This window comes from Bradyrhizobium betae, from assembly GCF_008932115.1.
GTDB classification, from domain to species: domain Bacteria; phylum Pseudomonadota; class Alphaproteobacteria; order Rhizobiales; family Xanthobacteraceae; genus Bradyrhizobium; species Bradyrhizobium betae.
In genome coordinates, this window is record NZ_CP044543.1 from 4,021,218 (window position 1) to 4,042,221 (window position 21,004).

Here is a 21,004-nt window from a genome sequence, read left to right on the forward strand (position 1 = left end):
TGGCCAATAGGGCGTGATCAACGGCGCGTCAGTGTCGCACCTTTCACGCCCGGTCCTCATTCATGCTTTGGGCTGAATTTCCAGGTAACGGCAACGAGGCCAGCCGTGATCAATCCGCTGATCAGGCCGGCGATGGGCATGGTCAGCAGCAGGGCGGCGGTGGCAGCCCAGCCGATCGAGGAGAAGGCCTCGGCAAAGGTCGCGAGCCGCGACGAGGTCTGGCGGCGGCGGAATTGGCTGCGCCGGGCCTGCACCCGGAACCAGAGCTGGATCGCTGTGGCGGAGGCCGCGCTGATGATGACGGCAGCGGCGCTGACGGCGGCCTGGATCGGTGACGCGAAAGCCAGCGCCGCGATCAACGGGCAGAAGATCACGGCGATCGCGAGCAGCACCACCTCGATTTTGGCGCGGATGACGCTGGACGGGGTCAGCGGCGCGGTTGCGACCAGGTCAGGCGCGTCCTCGCCGGAAATTGTCAGCCAGGCGAGCCCGCCGGCGAGCTGTCCCGCCGCCATGACGATAACAGGCGTGATCAGCGTCACCGCCGCGGAGCTGTCGGCAAAGCTTCGCCAGAGCAGCAGCGCCGGCGGCACCAGATAGAGCAACTGCATCAGGGTTTGCGAGATCAGCCAGGGATCGCGCCACAGCAGCGAAAATTCCTTGCGCCGCAGCGCTTGTTGCCGCGATCCGCTCCGGAACGGGCGTTGCTTGGCCCGCTTGCTGCCGGACCGGCCGTAGGCGGCCGCATCGATCGCGGTGTCGGCGAAGTGGCCCGAGAAGATCGCCATGACGCTTCCGAGCAGCATGAGGCTGAGGGCCAGGAGCAGCAACAGCGCCTCGCTGTCGCCCAAGGCCGCTCGCGCCGGCCACCACCAGATACTGTCGACATCGGGAGCGTGTTCGGCAAAGGTGCCCGATGTCAGGATGGTGATGCGCGACAGCGTGCCGTACGACATGATCGCGGCGACCTGCAACGCGATCACGAAGCCGGCGCCGATGATCGCGGCGAGGATCTGGGCCACGAAGCGCGTCCGCGCCGGGCCGATCAGGCGGAACAGCAGGATGGTGACGGCAATCGCGACCGCCGCGGCCGACAGGCCCATGGCGACGACGACGCCGAACGCCGCCAGCCAGCGCGCGCCGCCGCCGAACACGAGCACGTCGATGAAGGGCGTCGAGAACAGCAGCGCCAGCACCGTCACGGTGAGTGCGATCGCAGCGATGCGCACCGAGAACAGATTGGCCAGCGTCGCCGGCGAGGACATGATGAGGTCGAGATCGGCGCGGGCGTAAAACACCCGTGTCACCGATTCGATCGCCTGCGACAGCATCAGGGTCCAGGCGAGGAGAATCGTGGCCGACATCACGATCAGCGAGGATTTGTCGAGCGGTAGTTGCAGATTGGCGAAGCGGCCGATCACGGCCCATGCCGGCAGATGCAGCAGAACCGCGAAGGACAGCAGGCCGATCACGGCGGCGCGCGCCCGCTTGCGCCGGCCGCCGGTCATCATCGCGAACCATTCGCGCCAGGCGAGGCGCAGCTCGTGGCGCGCAAACCAGGAGAGCGCGGTCGCCGAGCTCATGCGGCTTCCTGGAGCGTCACCAGCGCGATGAAAAGATCTTCCAGGCTGGTGTCGGCATGACCGTTCTGCTGGCGTAGTTCGGTGAGCGTTCCTTCCGCGACCAGGCGGCCCGCGGCGATCACGCCGATGCGGTCGGCCATGCGCTCGGCAACCTCGAGAATATGCGTCGTCATGATGATGGTGCAGCCGGCCTGAACGCGCTCGCTGAGGAGGCCCTTCACGTGACGGGCAGAGACCGCATCGAGTCCGGTCAGGGGCTCGTCGAGAATGATGAGGCGGGGATCGTGCACCAGCGCGCCGGCGAGAGCGACCTTCTGGCGCATGCCCTTGGAGAAGCCCTCGCAGCGTTCGTGACGGTGCGGCTCGAGCCCGAGCGAATTTAGCAGCTCCTGCGCGACCGGTTCCGAGATGGATGGCGCGATGTCCCAGAGGCCGGCGACGAATTCGAGATATTCGAGCGGCGTGAGCTTGTCGTAGATCATCGGCTCGTCGGAGACCCACGCCATCACCTGCTTGGCCGCGACGGGGTTTTGGAGCGCATCGATGCCGAAGATCGAGACCCCGCCGTCGTCGGGCCTGAGCAGGCCCGCAACCATGCGCAAAGTGGTGGTCTTGCCGGCGCCGTTGGGGCCGACCAGCGCATAGAATTCGCCGGCATGAATGGTGAGATCGAGGCTATCGACCGCCAAACGGTCGAAACGCTTCGTTAACCCTCGGACTTCGAGCGCCGAGCTGTCCGGCTTCATGACGGCCACACCATTCGGTTTTGCATCGGTCGCGACCATGACCTGAAGATGTTTCGGCCCCGTGAATCGCGCCGCTGCAAAATCCGGCATCCACCTTGGACTAAAGGCAAGACACCCTGAAGTCACCGTTTGTTGACAGCGCTTGGCGGTTCAGGCTGAATTGACGCCGGGACAAGTGGCGCTAACGCGGCGAAATGACTGCGTAGCGGCTGGACACAAGATGCGACAAGGCGGTCGTCAAGAACCGCTGGTTGTATCGGGAGGACGCGGCGATGCTGGATTTCGTTCAGCAGCTGGTCAGCGGTGTTGCGCTCGGCTGTGTCTACGGCCTGATCGCACTCGGCTTCGTGCTCGTCTACAAGGCCACCGAAGTCGTCAATTTCGCCCAGGGCGATCTGATGATGCTGGGCGGCTTCTTCGCCTTCACTTTCATCGGCATGATGGGCTTGAACTACTGGATCGGCTTTGCCGGTGCAGTGGCCGCGATGGCGCTGTTCGGCATGCTGGCGGAGCGGATCGTGGTGCGGCCGATCCTCGGCTATCCGCAGTTCTCCATCATCATGGCCACCATCGGGCTCGGCTACTTCCTGCGATCGATCGCCGGCATGATCTGGGGCACCGACGATCTCAAGATCGAGACGCCGTTCAGCCAGGGCGTGCTGCGCATCGGCTCGCTGGTGCTGGCCTACGACAAGCTCTCGGTGATCGCGGCGACGATGATCCTGTGCACGCTGCTCTGGCTGTTCTTCAACAAGACCACGCTCGGCACCGCGATGCGCGCCAGTTCGGAGAACATGCTGGCGGCCTACTACATGGGCATTCCGGTCAAGCGGGTGGTGTCGATCGTCTGGGCGATCAGCGCGGCGGTGGCGACCTGCGCCGGCGTGCTGCTGGCACCGATCACCTTCATCCACTCCAACGTGGGCCTCGTGCTCGGCCTGAAGGCATTCCCGGCCGCCGTGCTCGGCGGCTTCGGCTCGATCCCGGGCGCGGTGGTCGGCGGCGTCCTGATCGGCGTGATCGAGAGCATGGCCGGCTTTTATCTCGCCGAGGGCTGGAAGGACGTCGCACCCTACATCGTGCTGCTCGCCGTGCTCTTGCTCAAGCCCGAAGGCCTGTTCGGCCTTCACGTCCGCAAGAAGGTCTGAACCGCCATGCGCTTCCTGTTCAAGACCGACTATGAGGACGACATCAGGCTGTTTCCGCATTCGGGCTACATCGTCTCCTACGGAGTCCTGCTGGCCGTGCTGCTGATCGCGCCCTATTTGCTCTCCAGCTATCTGATGAGCCAGCTCGTCTTCGTCTGCATCTACGCGACGGTCGGCGTGGCGCTGATGATCCTCACCGGCTTTACGGGGCAGGCTTCGCTGGGTCATGCCGCGTTTCTGGCGATCGGCGCCTACACGGCAGCCTATTTGCAGAAATACAACGTGCCCTTTCCGGTCTATTTCCTTGCCGCAGGCGCCCTGACCGGCCTGATCGGTGCGATGGTCGGTTTCCCCGCGCTCCGGCTCCAGGGCATCTATCTCGTCATCGCCACCATCTCCTTTGCCTTGATCGTCGAGGAGATCCTGGCGCGCTGGGAGAGCGTCACCAACGGCAACGAGGGCATGCGGGTCAAGACGCTGTCGCTGCTCGGCGTCGCGGTGCCGCGCGACAGTCCGACCTTCTATTTCCTCTGCCTTGCCGTGCTGGTGCTGACCATCATCGGCACGCTCAATCTGCTGCGCTCGCCGACGGGCCGCGCCTTCGTCGCGATCCGCGACAGCGAGACGGCCGCGCGCAGCATGGGCGTCAACGTCGCGCTCTACAAGGTCAAGTCCTTTGCGATCTCGGCGGCGATCACCGGCTTTGCCGGCGTGCTGTTCGCGCACAAGCTCTCCTTCATCTCGCCGGAGATGTTCACGCTGCAGCTCTCGATCGAATTCATCATCGTGATCCTGATCGGTGGCTCCTTCAGCCTGCACGGCGCGGTGCTGGGCGCGATCTTCATCGTGATGATCGACCCGTTCCTGACCTATTTAAAGGACGACATGCCCGGCATCATCGCCGGCATCGCGGCGACATTCGGGGCCGGGGTGGCGATCACGGGCAATATCCAGTCCAAGGTCGCGGCCTTCGCCTCGCTCAACGGCCTCAAGGGCGCGATCTACGGCATCATCATCGTCCTGTTCGTGCTGTTCGAGCCGCTCGGGCTCTACGGCCGCTGGCTGAAGATCAAGCTCTTCTTTCAGCTGTTCCCGCTCTACAAGCGCGCCACCTTCAAGCGGCAGAAGATCTACGTGAAGTCGGAGCGGAATAGATGAGCTATTTCCGCGCCGAGAACCTTTCGCTGCATTTCGGAGGCCTCAAGGCGGTCGACGCGGTGTCCTTCGCGGTCGAGCGCGGCGAGATCCTCTCGATCATCGGTCCCAACGGCGCCGGCAAGAGCTCGATCTTCAACCTGATCTCGCGGATCTACCGGCCGACCTCGGGCCGCATCTTCTTCGAGGACCAGGACATCACGGAGCAGCCGCCCTACGACATCGCAAGGCTCGGCATCGCCCGCACCTTCCAGAACATCGAGCTGTTCGAGAATGCCACCGTGCTGTCGAACCTCCTGGTCGGCCGCCACCGGCATTCGACCACGCAGCTCTGGCAGGAGGTGCTGTTCCTGCCCAGCGTGCGCGCCAACGAGAAGATACACCGCCGCCGCGTCGAGCAGGTGATCGAGTTCCTCGATCTCGAAGCTTATCGCGACAAGCTGATCTCGGGCCTTCCCTACGGCGTACGCAAGGTGATCGAGCTCGCGCGCGCGCTGTGCTCGGAGCCGAAGCTGATCCTGCTCGACGAGCCGTCCTCCGGCCTCAATGTCGAGGAGACCAACGACATGTCGTTCTGGATCCGGGACATGAAGAGCGAGCTCGGCGTCACCGTGCTGATGGTCGAGCATGACATGTCGCTCGTGAACCGCGTCTCCGATCGCGTCATCGCGCTGAACTACGGCCGGGTGCTGGCGATGGGCTCGCCCGCCGAAGTCCAGCAGCACCCCGACGTCGTCGCCGCGTATCTGGGAGCCTGACGCATGGACGCCGCGGTGACGCCGGACATCATCCTGAAACTCTCCAACATCGAGAGCTATTACGGGCCGATCATGGCGATCCGCGGCATCTCGCTCGAGGTGCCGCGCGGCCGCATCGTCACGCTGCTCGGCGCCAACGGCGCCGGCAAGACCACGGTGCTGAAGACCGTCTCCGGCATTCTCGATCCGCAGAAGGGCTCGATCGAGTTCATGGGCAAGCCGATCCAGCGCATGGAGGCGGACCGCATCGTGCGCCTCGGCCTCAGCCATGTGCCCGAGGGACGCGAGGTGTTCCCGTTCCTCTCGGTACGCGAGAACCTGATGATGGGGGCCTATCCGCGCAAGGACCGTGACGGCGTCGCGGAGGATCTGGAGCGCGTCTACGGCTATTTCCCGCGGCTGAAGGAGCGTATCAACCAGCCGGCCGGCCAGCTCTCCGGCGGTGAGCAGCAGATGCTCGCGATCGGCCGCGCGCTGATGAACCGGCCGACGCTGCTGCTGCTCGACGAACCCTCGCTCGGTCTGTCGCCGCTGCTGGTGAAGGAGATCTTCACGATCATCCGCCGCGTCAACGAGGAGCAGGGCATGTCGATCCTGCTGGTCGAGCAGAATGCCAAGGTGGCGCTGGAGACGGCGCATTATGGCTATGTGCTCGAGATCGGACGCGTCGTGATGAACGACACCTGCGACCGCTTGATGCATTCCCAGGACATCCAGGAATTCTACCTTGGCGCCAGGGAAGAGGGCGCGCGAGGCGAGCGGCGCTGGAAAAAGAAGAAGACGTGGCGTTGAGAGGACGTGGCGTTGAAGAGGCACTGGCGTAGAATGAACTGACCCGTCCGCAACAATAGACCGCCGGCAAGGCAGGCAGCGGAGGGACAAGCGACAAGGAGGGAATGCGCATGGCCAGACCGGCGGTGCTGACAGTCGCCGACACGATCGCGAAAAGCTTCTTGCGCGCCGCGGAGACGCGGGGCGACAGGCCGGCCATTCGCGAAAAGAAGTTCGGCATCTGGCAGCCGACGAACTGGCGCGAATGGCTGGCGATCTCCAGGGAGATCGCCTACGCGCTCCATGCGACAGGCTTCAGACCGGGCGAGGTCGCCTCCATCGTCGCCAACGCCGTGCCGGAATGGGTCCATACCGACATGGGCATCCTGTGCGCCGGCGGCGTCTCCTCCGGAATCTATCCGACCGATGCATCGTCCCAGGTCGAATATCTCGTCAACGATTCCCGGACGAAGGTGATTTTCGCCGAGGACGAGGAGCAGCTCGACAAGATCCTCGCCTGCCGCGCGCGTTGTCCGTCCCTGCACAAGATCATCGTGTTCGACATGGAGGGTCTCAGCGGCTTCTCCGACGACATGGTGATGTCGCTCGACGAGTTTCGCGCGCTTGGCCGCAACCACATGGTCGGCCGCGAAGCGCTGTGGCAGGAGATGATCGACAGCCGCAGCGCTGAAGATCTTGCCATTCTCGTCTACACCTCGGGCACCACTGGGCCGCCCAAGGGCGCGATGCATGCCAACCGCAGCGTCACGCATCAGATGCGGCACGCCAACGACTTCATCCCCGCGCAAGAGGACGAGGACCGGCTGATCTTCCTGCCGCTCTGCCACGTCGCCGAGCGCATCGGCGGCTATTACATCTCGGTCGCGCTCGGCTCGGTGATGAATTTTGCCGAGAGCCCGGAGACCGTGCCGGATAATCTGCGCGAGGTGCAGCCGACCATCTTCCTCGCAGTGCCGCGCATTTGGGAAAAGTTCTATTCCGCCATCACCATCGCGTTGAGGGACGCAACGCCGCTCCAGCAATGGGTCTACCGCCGCGCCATCCAGGTCGGCTACCGCATGGTCGATTGCCGCATCGAGGGCAGGGCGCCGCCGCTGTCGCTGCGCATCGCCAATGGCATCGCGTACCGGATCGCCTTCCGCAACATCCGCCGCATGATCGGGCTCGACCGCTGCCGCATCGCCTTCACGGGTGCGGCGCCGATCGCACCGGAGCTGATCCGCTGGTATCTCGCGCTCGGCATCGACGTCCACGAGGTCTACGGCCAGACCGAGAATTGCGGCGTCGCGACCATGATGCCGGCGGAGCGGATCAAGCTCGGCTCGGTCGGCACCGCGGTGTCGTGGGGCGAGGTGGCGCTGTCGCCCGACGGGGAGATCCTGATCAAGGGCGACTTCCTGTTCATGGGCTATCTGAACCAGCCGGAGAAGACCGCCGAGACCGTCGACCATCGCGGCTGGCTGCACACCGGCGACGTCGGCACCATCGACAACGAGGGCTTCGTTCGCATCACCGACCGGATGAAGGACATCATCATCACCTCCGGCGGCAAGAACATCACGCCGTCCGAGATTGAGAACCAGCTGAAGTTCTCGCCTTACATTTCGGACGCCGTGGTGATCGGCGACCAGCGGCCGTATCTGACCTGCCTCGTGATGATCGACCAGGAGAACGTCGAGAAGTTCGCCCAGGACCACGACATCCCCTTCACCAATTACGCCAGCCTGTGCCGGGCAACCGAGATCCAGCACCTGATCTGGCGCGAGATCGAAGGCGTCAACGGCAATTTCGCCCGCGTCGAGACCATCAAGCGGTTCTATTTGATCGACCGGCAGCTCACCCCGGAGGACGAGGAGCTGACGCCGACCATGAAGCTGAAGCGCGGTTTCGTGAACAAGCGCTACGCCGCCGAGATCGACGCGATGTATCGCGAGCGTGCGGTGGCGTGAATCATATCGTTTGAAAAGAGCGAAGGAGCGATGGCCCCCGTCCTTCGCACGATACGGGCCCCAAGGAGAGGAGACGTCAATGTCGAGATCGTTCAACGCGTTCGGCCTTGCTATCGGCGCCGTGGCGCTCAGCTGTCTGCCGGCCACAGCGCAAACCAAGGTTACCAATGACGGCATCTCGGCCACCGAGATCGTCATCGGTACCCATCAGGATCTGTCGGGCCCGATCAAGGGCTGGGGCGTGCCGGTGTCCAACGGCATGAAGATGGCGGTCGAGGAGATCAACGCCGCCGGCGGCGTACAGGGGCGCAAGATCAGGCTGGTGGTCGAGGACAGCGGCTACGATCCGAAAAAGGCCGTGCTGGCCTCGCAGAAGCTGATCGAGCGCGACAAGATCTTCGCGATGGTGGGACCGATGGGTTCGCCGACCGTGCTCGCCGCGCAGGATATCCTGCTCGATGCCGGGGTGCTTCAGCTGTTCCCACTGACCGCGGCCGAATTCACCTTCAAGTTCGATCCCGCCAAGCCGCAGGAGCGGCTGAAGTTCAACAATCTGCTGCCTTACGTGGAGAGCACGCGGGCCGCGCTGAAATACATGATGGAGTGGAAGAACTTCAAGAAGCCGTGCATCATGCATCAGGACGATGAGTACGGCAAAAACGTGCTCGACGGCTTCAACCAGCAGCTCGGCGCCATGAAGGTGCAGCCGGCCTCGGTCACGAGTTACAAGCGCGGCGCCTCCGATTTCAGCGCCCAGGTCGCCAAGATGAAGTCCGACGGCTGCGACCTCGTCGTGCTCGGCGCCGTGCTCCGTGAGCCCATCGGCGCGATGACGGAAGCCAGGAAGCTCGGCTGGGACGTCACCTTCCTCGGCGCCACGCCGACCAACGTGATGGAGGTGCCGATGCTCGGCAAGGAAGCCGTCGAGGGCCTCTACGCGGCGTCCGGGTTCGAGATCCCCTATGAGGACACTGCCAAGGGCAAGGTGAAGGACTGGCTGGTCAACTACAAGAAGATGTTCGGCACCGACGCCAACACCCAGGCCATCATCGGCTACAACGCGGTGATGACGTTTGCGTTCTACGCGGACAAGGCGGGCAAGGATCTCACGGGGCAGAAGATGCTCGATTCACTCGAATCGGGCGACAAGTTCCTCGACATCTTCTCCTCGCCGCCGACCAAGTTCTCAAAGACCGACCATCTCGCCAACACCATCACCCAGGTGCAGCAGGTCAAGGGCGGCCGCTGGGTGCTGGTGAAGGACAATCTGATGTTTTGACGGCTTACCCTCCCCTGGAGGGGGAGGGTCGATCGCGCGAAGCGCGAGCGGGGTGGGGTGATCTCTCAACACGGGCAGTGCTCGATGTGGAGAGACTGTCACCCCACCCCGCTACGCATTCCGCTTCGCTACATGCATAGCGACCCTCCCCCTCCAGGGGAGGGTAAGAGTCTACGACCCCCCGCCCGCCGTGCCGGAATTCACCGGCGCCAGCTCGTCTTCCCGGCAGCGCCAGCCGTCGGCGGCTTTCACGAAGGCGAACGTCCGCTGGATCCTGAGGCGGCGCGTGACGTTGAAGGCTTCTCCGGAGCGCTCCCTGCCGCCGATGCCCGGCTGCGGAAGTCCGGTCCTCGGGTCCCAGCAGGTGCCGGTGCAGGAGGATGCGATCTTGCTGCACGTCGTGAAGGGCGCCAGCACGACCATCTCGATCTCGCCGGTGACCTGCGCCTCCTGGTCGGCGATCTGGTTGTCGAGCGCGTAGACGCGGTTGATGCGGAGGAAATTGCCGCAGGAATTGGCGGCGTGAATCCGCGCGGCGCAGAAGTCGACGGCGTCGGTGTCGGGGATGCGGGCCGCGACCTGCCGGCCGAACACTTTCTTCGGATCGCCCTTGGCGGCGGCGATGTCGTTGGTCTTGCGCTTGAGATAGTCGGCAAGACACTCTTCCGCCGACTCGAGCTCGGCAAGCGGCACGTTCTCCTTGCCGACCAGATTGCACTTGCGATCGCGCTCTCGCGTCCACCGTCCGTATTCGGCGAAGGCAAAGCGTGCTGCTGTCGAGTCCAGCTTGCCGATCAGGCCGAGCACCTGGCCATTGAGCTCGGTTTCCGCAAGCGCCAGCGACGGGTCCGCGCAGATCACCGCGCCCGCCGCGGTGTTGGCCGCCAGACAGTCGAAATCCGGATCGCGCAGAATCGCGGCGCGCTCCTCGGTGACCTTGAGCAGGCACGCCTTCACCCGCTCGACATCGTCGGCGCGGATCGCGGTCTGGCCGATGATGCCGCAGCCGAGATTGCGCTGGCGGATCCAGATCGCGTTTTCCTCGATTCCAGGCAGGCGGTCGGGCAGGCGGGCCAGCCGGGCCTCGATCGCCGTGCTCAGCCTGTCGGCGGCGGCGGTCAGCTCGGCATCACCGCAGAACAGTTGATTGCCGGGGTCGCGGATCTGCTGGCAGTTATTTTTGGCGAACAAAGGCAGCTTGTCGGCGATGGCGCGGTCGGATTGCGCGAAGCCTGGTCCCGCGGGCAACGCCAGCAGCGCAAGCACAGTCAGCACGATGAACCGCATTCCAGTCGCCCCCGCATCGGAGGCGCCATGCTAGCGTTCCCGCCCGCGCGGTGGAATGGCTTTGTGGGTGTGAGGGCTACAGGCGGGCTCAGCGAGCCTCGGACATCCGCACGGGCTCGTCGACATATTTCATCACGGCCGACTGGTATAGCACGAACAGCGGCTGGTAGGTCTGTGCGGCCTCGTCCTCGACCATCGCCATGCGGCGGTTGTCGAGCATCAGCCAGTGGCCGTCGAGCTTTGCGGCGGCAACCGCGTGCTCTTCGCCAGCCCTGACATCGCGGACCACGACGATGCGGAGGTCCTCAGCCGCGACGCCCGCGAGCCGCAGCGCGGCCAGCTTGGCGATGGCGTAGTCTTCGCAGTCGCCGGCGCCCCGCGCAAAGGTCGCAAGCGGCGAGCTCCAGATATCGTCGGTGCCGTCATTGGCGGCCCGGATGGCAAGGTTGATGGCGCGGTTGGTCTCGCCCAGCCGCGCGCGGCCGTCGCGGCTGCGAGCTTGGTCGACGATGGCGAGCAGCTTCAGCGCCGCGGGCGAAGCGCAATTGTCCCGGTCGCCGTCGCAGAGCGCCAGCTGCACCATGTCGTCGTCGAGCTTGTGCGTCAGCGCCAGCCATTTCTGCTGCAGGCCGCCGGCGGAGATGGCGAAGGCGAACACGCCGAACGGCTCGGCGGATTTGCGCACGAGCAGGCCTGCGCCCGGCGACAGCAGCGTGCCGGCGCGAAGCTCGGCGGCCGATCCGAGCAGGATCAATCCGCACAGCACAACGATTGCGCGCCAGGCGCGCGAGCGAGCAGCGGTCTCCATCTGACATCCCCTTCCGGCTTCGCCTGGTCCCCCTTCGACCTCGACGTGCCGGGCTTTGTTGCTTTCGCGGAGATAGTGCGAGGCGGGCCGTTTTGTTCTGCTTAACGCGCCCGGCAGGGGGCCCAAAACCGCGGGACAGGCTGAAACGGGCCTGCCCAAATTGCGTAAAATTTTACGATTCGCCGGCTAGGAGGGCTCTGGCGGCCGCGAAATGGAACCGATTGCAGGCGCAGGTTGTGGGGGCGCTGATTCGGCGCTTTATGGCTAACAGCCCGCTATTTCACGGATTCTGTTAGTTAGGTCACAGATTTTGTCCCGTATTTGCCGCAGGGTGCTGCGGGGCGCCACGAACAAAAGATGACACAAGTATCTGCTGCTAAAGCGGTGCCGCTTATGACTTTGGATGACTTGGAATGAGCGAAATTATGCCAAATTCGACCTTGGCTTACTTGAGATATTACTTCATTTCCTCTGGGCGAGTGCCGCCATGTGGGGGGTCCCACGGCCAAGTGACGCGAAATCACACAAGCAATAGATGGTTTCGCTAAGGACTTGGTAATGCTATGCAAGCTTAGGCGGTCGATACTTACTTAGATTTTAACCCTTTTTACGGTGCCCGGTTGAATTACGCTGGCAAATTTGACGCCGCGATTTCCTTGGACGGCCAGGGTTTCCGCTCGCCCGCCGATGGCCCTGTCGATTCCTTTACGGCCAAGCCCATTACTGTAAAGGCGCACGGTCACGTGCCCGATGGCGCGGTCGTGGTTCCCGACCCGAACCTGATCTTCAACGGCGAGTTCAAGCGCGCGGGTCTCGACCTCGTGCTGTCTCACGACGGCCACGAGTTCGTCGTTCACGATTATTTCAGGGGCGACAAGCGCGCGGCGATCGCCTCGCCCGATGGCGCCCACCTCAGCGGCGACATCGTCAACGCGCTTACGGGCCACGTGCAATATGCGCAGGCCGCGGGCGGCATCGCCGCGGCCCAGATCATCGGCCACGTCACCAAGCTGTCCGGTAGCGCGACCGCGGTCCGCAACGGCGTCTCGGTCATCCTGAACAATGGCGACAACGTCGAGAAGGGCGACGTCGTCTCGACCGGCGGCGACTCGACGCTCGGCATCACCTTCATCGACGGCACCGTGTTCGGCCTGTCCTCCAACGCGCGGATGGTGCTGAACGAGATGGTCTACGACCCCAACGGGTCGAGCAATTCCTCGCTGCTCAGCCTGGTGGCCGGCACCATCACCTTCGTCGCCGGCGAGACCGCCAAGCACGGCGACATGAAGATCGACACGCCGGTTGCCACCATGGGCATCCGCGGCACGGCGGTGCTGACCCAGATCAACTTCGTCGTTCCCGCCGGCGGCGGCGATCCGCAGCCGCAGGCGAGCTTCCAGGTGCTGGTCGAGCCGAACGGCACGACCGGCTCCTACATCCTGTTCGACAAGGTCACGCTGCTGCCGATCGCGACGGTCAACCAGGCCGGCCAGATGATCCAGATCAGCGGCGGCAACGTCTCGATCACCAATGCGCTGATGTCGCCCGACATTCAGAAGCTGATCAGCGACGTGTTCACGCTGAAGTTCACCGACAACAACACCAACACCAAGCTGACCACGAACTTCACCGACACGATCACGCCGACCAGTGATGGTCTGATGCTCAAGACCCAGGGCGGCTATAGCGCGACCGCGGTCTACACGAACACCACTCAGCAGGGGTCGGATCCCGGGCATAATCCGGGGACCAGCAACCGCATTCCCGGTCCGCCCGATGCGCGCAGCCTCGATGCCAACGGCAATGTGAGGTCGGCGTTCTCGCTGACCGAGCGCGCCGACAAGACCGGCGACACCGTGGATTCCGACACGGTCTCCGGCCGGATCACCTTCGTTGATCAGAACCTGGGCGACCGGCCGACGGTGAGCGTCAATCTCGCCGGCGCGCCGAACTACGTCTACAAAAGCGCTGGCCAGCAAGACGTCACCGGCTCGCTCACCGATCTGCAGAAGCAGGACATCGCGGCAACGCAGATCCAGATCAGTGTGGTCCCGGACGGTGCCAACGCCAACAATGGATCGGCGGTCTGGACCTACACGATCCCCGACCACGTCTTCGACTTCCTCGCGGCCGGCGAAACCCTGACGCTGACCTACATGGTCCGCGTCGACAACAATTTCTCCGTCAACCCCGAAACCACCTTCATCCCGATCACCATCACGATCACGGGGACCAACGACAAGCCGGTGATCACCACCAGCGTGCCGGTCATCACCTTCGAGGGCGGCACCAGCGTTCCGGGTGGCCCGCTCAACAGCGATGTGCCGACCTCGGGGACGCTGAACTTCGACGACGTCGATCTCACCGACAAGCATACGGTGTCGGTGGCGCTGACCAGCGCGACCCTTCCCGATGGCACGGTGCCGCCGGGCCCGCTCGCGGCGTTCCAGAGCGCGATGTCGGTTGCCATCGCGGCGGGCGCCGACAGCACCGGCGATGGCACCGGCACCATCAACTGGTCGCTGGCCGATCTGCCGGTCTATCTCGCCGACTTCATCCCGAAGAACGCGGTGCTGACGCTGGTCTACACCGTGACGCTCACCGATTCGCAAGGCGCGACCTCGCAGCAGACCATCACCGTCACGATCACGGGCACCGACGCGCCTGCGGTGGTGTGGATCGCGACAGACAAGCCCGGCGTGCCCTCCGGCGGGTTCTGGAAGGATGCGGGCAACTGGGCGACCGGTACGGTCCCGACCATCAATGACGACGTCATCGTCATCACCGATCAGCTGCACGGCCTGACGCCGTCCTATCCGGTGACGATCGACACGGCTGCCTACGCCAAGTCGATCACGATGAACGACTTTGGCGGCCCGCCGCCGAAAGTGATCAACCAGAGCTCGCTGACGATTTCCGGCGCGCTCAACATGAGCGCCGATTCGATCTTTTTCAACGTCGCGTCCGGCACGATGTCGGTTGGCGGCAAGGCCGAGATCCTGAATACGGCCGTCTTCAACAATGCCGGCTATCTGACGCTCCGGGGCGGCGGTGATTTCGCTGTCGGGACGACAATCACTAACTCAGGCACGATCGAGCTGTCCGGCGGCACGCTGAAGACGTTGGCCACGATCCACAATGCCGGCGGCACGCTGAAGGCCGACGCCGGCACGACGTTGATCGTCGATGCCGCGACCGTCGACGGCGGCACCTTGACCGTTCTGGGTACGCTGGAGCTCGATGGCACCAGCTTGATCGAGAACGGCGCGCTGAACAATTCCGGCACAGCCAACGTCAAGGGTGCGGTCGAGTTCGCCCACGAGACCGTCTCCAACACCGCGACCGGTCTGATCAAGGTGCTGGCAAACGGCTGGCTGACGATCCATCAGGGCTCCGGCGTCACCAACACCGGCAACATCACCGTCGATGCCGCCGGCAAGCTGACGGTCAACGGCGCCACGATCAGCGGCGCCGGCACGGTCACGGACAACGGTGAGATCGACCTCACCGGCAATGCGGTGCTCAGCGGCGGGACCCTGAAGAACAACGCGATCTTCAACGTCAGCGGCACCGGCAACGCGCTCCACAACGAGGCGGTCACTAACGCCGCGACGGGCACGATCGAGGTGCTCGCGAACGGCGCGCTGATCATCGATCAGGGCTCGTCCGTCACGAACACCGGCAATGTCACGGTCGATGCCGCCGGCAAGCTGACCGTCAACGGCGCCACGATCAGCGGCGCCGGTACGGTCACGGACAGCGGCGAGATCGACCTCACCGGCAGTGCGGCGCTGAGCGGCGGCACGCTGAATAACAACGCGACCGTCAAGGTCAGCGGCACCGGCAACGCGCTGCATAACGAGGCGGTTACCAACAGCGCGACCGGCACGATCGAGGTGCTCGCTAACGGCGCGCTGGCCATCGACCAAGGCTCGGTGGTCACCAATACGGGCAACCTCACCGTTGATGCCACCGGCACGCTGACGCTTGCCGACGCCACGATCACCGGCGGCACCGTCAATGGCAGCGGCACGATCGACGTCACCGGCGCCAGCAAGATCGACGGCGGCGCGACACTGAGCACGAGCACCGTCATCGTTGATGCCCAGCTGACGCTGGACGGCATGACGGTGTCGGGTTCGACGATCACGGACAAGTCCAGCATCGTGCTGACTAACACCGTTCAGCTCAAGGGCGGCGCGACGATTCAGGGGGCCTCCGCGGCTTTGCTCGGTGCGATCACCAACAACGGCACGCTGGAAATCGCCGGCGCCGCGACGCTGCTCAACGACGTCGTGACCAATGGCGGTACGGTGAAGGTCGACGGCGGCCAGACGCTGACGCTGTCCGGCACGGAGATCAGCGGCGGCGCGATCAACGGCAGCGGCACCATCGACGTCACCGGCGCCAGCAAGATCGACGGCGGCGCGACACTGAGCACGAGCACCGTCATCGTCGATGCCCAGCTGACGCTGGATGGCATGACGGTGTCTGGTTCGACGATCACGGACAAGTCCAGCATCGTGCTTGCCAACACCGTTCAGCTCAAGGGCGGCGCGACGATCCAGGGGGCCTCCGCGGCCTTGCTCGGTGCGATCACCAACAACGGCACGCTGGAAATCGCCGGCGCCGCGACGCTGCTCAACGACGTCGTGACCAATGGCGGCACGGTGAAAATCGACGACGGCCAGACGCTGACGCTCTCCGGCACGGAGATCAGCGGCGGCGCGATCAACGGCGGCGGTACCATCGACGTCACCGGCGCCAGCAAGATCGACGGCGGCGCGACACTGAGCACGAGCACCGTCATCGTCGATGCCCAGCTGACGCTGGATGGCATGACGGTGTCTGGTTCGACGATCACGGACAAGTCCAGCATCGTGCTCGCCAACACCGTTCAGCTCAAGGGCGGCGCGACGATCCAGGGGGCCTCTGCGGCCTTGCTCGGCGCCATCACCAACAACGGTACGCTGGAAATCGCTGGCGCCGCGACGCTGCTGAACGATGTCGTGACCAATACTGGCACGGTGAAGGTCGACGGCGGCCAGACGCTGACGCTGTCCGGCACGGAGATCTCGGGCGGCACTGTCAACATCGCAGGCACGCTGGAGTCGATCGGCACGAACGCCATCGACGACGCGGACATCAATGTTGCTGACACCGGAACGATCTCCGTCACCAGCGGCACGCTGACGATCGATTTGGCGGTAAGCCATACGATCACCAATCACAATCTGATTCAGGTAAGTGACGGCGTGCTCGAGATTTCCGGCGAGTGGATCGTCAACGCCGCGGACCTCAAGGCGGTCGATGACGGTATTCTGAAGCTGACGTCTCTCGCGGTCGACAACGAGGTCGGAACAGTCACGGTCGGTGAAGGCGCAAAGCTCTATCTGTCGGGTGTGACGATCAACGACGGAAGCTTGGACAACTCGGGCAACCTCTATGCCGTCTCCGGCCTCAATACCATAACGGCCGTCGTCGCCAACGCCGGCGTCATCGAGGTTCAGGCCGGCACGCTCGATCTTGCGGGCGGCATTACCGGAGCCGGCGAAGTGATTGTGGACCTCGGCGCCACACTGGAGTTTTCGGGCGCGATCGGATCGGTTCACATCGTCAATTCCGGTTCGATCGTGAGTGCCGGCAGCGGTGCCGCGATCCACATCGAGCAGGCGGCCGGTTCGGTGATCGACAATAACGCCACCATCGGGCCAGCCGTCGGGCAGTTGACCTCCACGACCGACGCGATCGTCGTGGTCGACGGCAGTATCACGATCAACAACTTCGGCCACATCAACGGCAACATCTCGGTCGCCACCGCCACGTTCAACAACAACGCGGGCGGCACATGGACCGTCGCCGGCACCAGCGTGTTCGGCAACGCGTCCACGATCGTCAACCACGGCGATATCGATCTGCATGGGATCGGTCTGAATGTAGCCTCGATTTCCGTAACCGGACTTGGCATCGAGAACGACGCGACCATCAATAGTTGGGGCACCGCGTCGATCACTGGCGACATCACCAATACCGATACCGGCTCGATCGAGGTTCACACCGGCACGCTGACGCTGTTCGGTTCGCTGTCGGGCTCGGCGACGGGTTCGGTCATCGTCGATGCCCTCGCGACGCTCGTAGTGAAGGGCACGGTCGAGCAGACAATCACACTTGCTGGCGACGGCGCTGAGCTTCGGATCGATGCGGGGACCTTCGGCGGATCGATCGCGGAGCTATCCGTGGGCGACAAGATCGACCTATCGAGCATCGTCTATGACGACGGCACATCGGCGACATATAACGCGGCGACTCACGAACTCGTCGTGAGCGATGCCTACAGTCATACGATTACGCTGAGACTCGCCGCTGGCGTCGACTACAGCAATTATCATTTCGCCGGCAGCGATGATGGCACCGGCCACACGCTGATCACGATCAACGCGAACGACGATGCGCCGGTGTTCGACACCGCCACGGCGAAGCTGACCGCGAGCGTCTCCGAACAACCGAACGCCACCGGCGATTCCTTGACGCTCGATCCGACGTCGGCTGCGACCGGCTCGATCGATTTCAGGGACGTGGATTTGACGGACCTGCCGACGGTGACCAACGTCCATCAGGTCACCACCTCGCTGGCTGCGGACAGCACCGACCTCACCACGTCGCTGACGACCGGCGAGATCGCGGCGTTGCAGAGCGCGCTGACTTACCAGCAGACCGGCAAGAACAACGGCGCAGTCACCTGGCACTATTCGATCGCCGACAATGCGCTCGATTTCCTCGCCAAGGGCCAGACCGCGACGGTGGTTTCGACCATCACGCTCGATGACCACCAGGGCCACACCACGACGGCCGACGTCACCGTCACCGTCACCGGCGCCAACGATGCGCCGACGCTGGCGCCGGTGACTACGGGTCCACTCGTGGATACCGCCGTGTCCGACAGCTTCCCGGATATCACGGGGACGCTGGTCGGAGCCGACGCCGACCATGGCGAGACCGCGACGCTCAAATATGCCGTGCTAGATGCGACGAACCATCCGACGACGACTGTTGCGGGGCACTACGGCTCCCTGACGGTCAACGACGACGGTACCTACGACTACGTCCCCGACGCCGCCGCAATCAACGCGCTGTCGGCCGGATCCTATGCCGATACGTTCACGGTCCAGACCACGGACGCGCAGAACGCCGTCGGGACGGCCACGTTCAAGGTGAACGTGACCGGCGCCAACGATGCCCCGACGATCGCTGCCGCGAGTAGCGACAGCGCTGGCGGGACCGCGAACGAGGCCAATGCGGGTCTGGACAAGACCGGCACGCTGACCCTGTCCGATCTCGACGCCACCGATCACGTGAGCGTCTCACTCGACCACGTCACCATTTCGCTCGAGGGTCATCTGCAGGCCGACGGCGTCGGCAGCCTGTCGAATATGGACCTGCTGAACTATTTCACTGTGCCGTCTGGCGAAATCCTGAACGGCACGGCCAATCATGCCCAGTTCGGCTGGGAGTTCAATTCGGGCGATCAGGCCTTTGATTTCCTCGCCGCGGGCCAGACGCTTTCTCTGCAATACACGATCGTTCCGGACGACGGTCATGCCCCGACGGGCACCGGCAACGGCGTGGTCACAATCATCATCAATGGCACCAACGACGCGCCGACGCTCGACAGCACGACGTTGGCGTCTGTCGTCGGCAATGACAGCGATCCGGCTGGAAGCAAAATCAGCGATCTCTTCGCTACCAAGTTCCATGACGTCGACGCCAACGCGAGCCTGAAGGCCATCGGGGTGACGTCGGATGCCGCGACAACCGACCAGGGCGTCTGGCAGTACGAGCTCGGAGGCAGTTGGGTCGATATCGGTTCGGTCAGCGACACCCAGGCGCTGGTGCTGAGCTCTAATACGCTGATCCGGTTTGTCCCCGCGAACGGATTCAGCGGGACGCCCGGCGCGCTCGACGTCCATGCGCTCGACGACACCTATACAGGTACCGTCACTACGACGGCATCGGCTGCCACGATCGACATCACGAATGCAGGCATCGGCCACGGCGGCACCACGCCGGTGTCGGACCTGGCTGCATCGATCGGCATTGAGGTGACCCCTCCGCCAGACATCCTCGTCGCAAACGACGATACGATCGACAATTCTGCCTCGCCCTTGCCGGCAGATGGCTGGGTTCTCGATCCCGCGAACGGGCACTATTATCGCTTTGTTTCAATGGATTCCGTCGAGTACGGGACGGCTGCGACTAACGCCGCAAACGACGGCGCCTATCTGGCGACGATCACCAGCGCGGACGAAAACAGCTTTGTTCACTCAGTGGTGGGGAATCACGTCGGTTGGCTTGGAGGCACGACGGGCAATGCCAATTCGGATGGCAGCAGTGACGGAACAACGGATACCGGCGCGGTCTGGAGCTGGACGTCCGGGCCGGAAAACGGGACGCTGTTCTCCTACACCAATTGGGGTGGAGGCGAACCCAATGGCGGCTTCGGATCGACGTCGGCGGTCGTGCTGTTAAAAGCGGACGGGAGCTGGAATGACGCTCCACCCTGGTGGACCAATGATCAGGGTTACGTCGAGGAGTGGGGCGGGCAGGCCGGCCAGGTTGCGTTCCGGGAGAATACCGGGGCCACGCTGACCACCGCGCAATTGCTGGCGAACGATACCCATTCCGCGAGCAATCCCATCACCGTTACGTCGGTGGGGGGTCTCTCCGCCCACGGCGGAACGGTCGCGCTCAATGGCAACATCATCACCTACTCGCCGGCGACCGACTATTTCGGCGCCGACAGCTTCACCTACACCATCTCGGACGGCGTCAAGACCTCTACCGCGACCGTGTCCTTCACCGTTGACCAATCGCCGGTGATCGACACCTCGCATGTCGTCCATACCCACAACGAGAACAACAGCGACACGTTGACGGGCCTGTCGGTTTCAGGGCCGTCAGACGGGACCTACAGCCTGAGCGCTGTGACCGCCGGCTCCGCCGTTGGCAGCAGTGTCGCTCTCTCGCAAGGGGACGGTCTCTCTCTCAACGATGTCAATACAGACATCGCCAATGTGACCTACACCCCCGGACCGACGCCGCCGGCCAACGACATGATCGCCTTCACCGTGACCGACAGTCACGGCGTCAAGGATACCGTCAACCTGATCTTCAACGTGACCGAACAGAGCGCAGTGACTCTCACGGGCACGACAAGCAAGGATGTGTTCTTCGGCACCAACTACCAGGATCAGTTCGTGTTCGCGGCCAATTCGAACCACGATGTGATCGTAAATTTCACGTCCGGCGAGGACCACATCGACCTGTCGGCCGTCACCACCGCGAATGGCGCGACCTGGCTTGGTCAGCACACGACCCAGGTCGGGAGCGATACGCTGATAACGATCGACGCCCATGACAGCATCCTCTTGAAGAACGTTGCTCAGGTTCAGGCCAGCGACTTCATTTTCCATGCCTGAGAGCGGCGCAAAGGGGGCCGGCC

Annotated in this window: 11 protein-coding genes; 7 read left to right on the plus strand and 4 right to left on the minus strand. The window is 63.8% G+C overall.

Annotated elements, in window-relative coordinates:
- Nucleotides 1–56: 56 nt before the first annotated feature.
- Both F8237_RS19165 and F8237_RS19170 read right to left on the minus strand, forming a co-directional pair.
- A complete protein-coding gene (locus F8237_RS19165; RefSeq protein WP_151646941.1) occupies nt 57–1,583 on the minus strand; it encodes a permease in 1,527 nt (508 codons plus the stop codon).
- Complete coding sequence (locus F8237_RS19170) at nt 1,580–2,329, minus strand: ABC transporter ATP-binding protein (protein WP_167527481.1); 750 nt, start codon at nt 2,327–2,329, stop codon at nt 1,580–1,582. The genes F8237_RS19165 and F8237_RS19170 overlap by 4 nt, the downstream gene beginning before the upstream one ends.
- Nucleotides 2,330–2,601: 272 nt before the next feature.
- Here F8237_RS19170 and F8237_RS19175 point away from each other — a divergent pair, with 272 nt between their 5' ends.
- The 6 genes from F8237_RS19175 (at nt 2,602) to F8237_RS19200 (ending at nt 9,410) form a co-directional block, all read left to right on the plus strand.
- Nucleotides 2,602–3,477 (plus strand): branched-chain amino acid ABC transporter permease, encoded by an 876-nt coding sequence (locus F8237_RS19175; protein WP_151646945.1) that lies wholly within the window; start codon nt 2,602–2,604, stop codon nt 3,475–3,477.
- A gap of 6 nt (nt 3,478–3,483) precedes the next feature.
- A complete protein-coding gene (locus F8237_RS19180) occupies nt 3,484–4,635 on the plus strand; it encodes a branched-chain amino acid ABC transporter permease (protein ID WP_151646947.1) in 1,152 nt (383 codons plus the stop codon).
- Nucleotides 4,632–5,390, plus strand: coding sequence for an ABC transporter ATP-binding protein (locus F8237_RS19185; protein WP_151646949.1), 759 nt, complete (start codon nt 4,632–4,634; stop codon nt 5,388–5,390). The genes F8237_RS19180 and F8237_RS19185 overlap by 4 nt, the downstream gene beginning before the upstream one ends.
- Before the next feature lie 3 nt (nt 5,391–5,393).
- Nucleotides 5,394–6,182 carry an ABC transporter ATP-binding protein gene (locus F8237_RS19190; RefSeq protein ID WP_151646951.1) on the plus strand — a complete coding sequence of 263 codons (789 nt, stop codon included), beginning with the start codon at nt 5,394–5,396 and terminating at the stop codon, nt 6,180–6,182.
- Nucleotides 6,183–6,292: 110 nt separating this feature from the next.
- Nucleotides 6,293–8,131, plus strand: coding sequence for an AMP-dependent synthetase/ligase (locus F8237_RS19195; RefSeq protein ID WP_151646953.1), 1,839 nt, complete (start codon nt 6,293–6,295; stop codon nt 8,129–8,131).
- A 79-nt stretch (nt 8,132–8,210) separates the two neighbouring features.
- On the plus strand, nt 8,211–9,410 hold the full coding sequence (locus F8237_RS19200) for an ABC transporter substrate-binding protein (RefSeq protein WP_151646955.1): 1,200 nt from the start codon (nt 8,211–8,213) through the stop codon (nt 9,408–9,410).
- A 171-nt stretch (nt 9,411–9,581) separates the two neighbouring features.
- On the opposite strand, the gene F8237_RS19205 is transcribed toward F8237_RS19200, so the two are convergent.
- Together F8237_RS19205 and F8237_RS19210 are read right to left on the minus strand one after the other, a co-directional pair.
- Complete coding sequence (locus F8237_RS19205; RefSeq protein ID WP_151646956.1) at nt 9,582–10,697, minus strand: lysozyme inhibitor LprI family protein; 1,116 nt, start codon at nt 10,695–10,697, stop codon at nt 9,582–9,584.
- 88 nt (nt 10,698–10,785) lie between these two features.
- Nucleotides 10,786–11,505 (minus strand): transglutaminase-like cysteine peptidase, encoded by a 720-nt coding sequence (locus tag F8237_RS19210; protein WP_151646958.1) that lies wholly within the window; start codon nt 11,503–11,505, stop codon nt 10,786–10,788.
- 620 nt (nt 11,506–12,125) lie between these two features.
- On the opposite strand from F8237_RS19210, the gene F8237_RS19215 reads away from it, so the two are divergent.
- Nucleotides 12,126–20,981: a VCBS domain-containing protein gene (locus F8237_RS19215; protein WP_162006123.1), complete on the plus strand. Its 8,856-nt coding sequence runs from the start codon at nt 12,126–12,128 to the stop codon at nt 20,979–20,981.
- Nucleotides 20,982–21,004: the final 23 nt, after the last annotated feature.

Coding starts and splice junctions, on each gene's coding strand:
- F8237_RS19165 (WP_151646941.1), bottom strand. CDS start 1,583: ATGAGCTCGGCGACCGCGCTCTCCTGGTTTGCGCGCCACGAGCTGCGC.
- F8237_RS19170 (WP_167527481.1), bottom strand. CDS start 2,329: ATGAAGCCGGACAGCTCGGCGCTCGAAGTCCGAGGGTTAACGAAGCGT.
- F8237_RS19175 (WP_151646945.1), top strand. CDS start 2,602: ATGCTGGATTTCGTTCAGCAGCTGGTCAGCGGTGTTGCGCTCGGCTGT.
- F8237_RS19180 (WP_151646947.1), top strand. CDS start 3,484: ATGCGCTTCCTGTTCAAGACCGACTATGAGGACGACATCAGGCTGTTT.
- F8237_RS19185 (WP_151646949.1), top strand. CDS start 4,632: ATGAGCTATTTCCGCGCCGAGAACCTTTCGCTGCATTTCGGAGGCCTC.
- F8237_RS19190 (WP_151646951.1), top strand. CDS start 5,394: ATGGACGCCGCGGTGACGCCGGACATCATCCTGAAACTCTCCAACATC.
- F8237_RS19195 (WP_151646953.1), top strand. CDS start 6,293: ATGGCCAGACCGGCGGTGCTGACAGTCGCCGACACGATCGCGAAAAGC.
- F8237_RS19200 (WP_151646955.1), top strand. CDS start 8,211: ATGTCGAGATCGTTCAACGCGTTCGGCCTTGCTATCGGCGCCGTGGCG.
- F8237_RS19205 (WP_151646956.1), bottom strand. CDS start 10,697: ATGCGGTTCATCGTGCTGACTGTGCTTGCGCTGCTGGCGTTGCCCGCG.
- F8237_RS19210 (WP_151646958.1), bottom strand. CDS start 11,505: ATGGAGACCGCTGCTCGCTCGCGCGCCTGGCGCGCAATCGTTGTGCTG.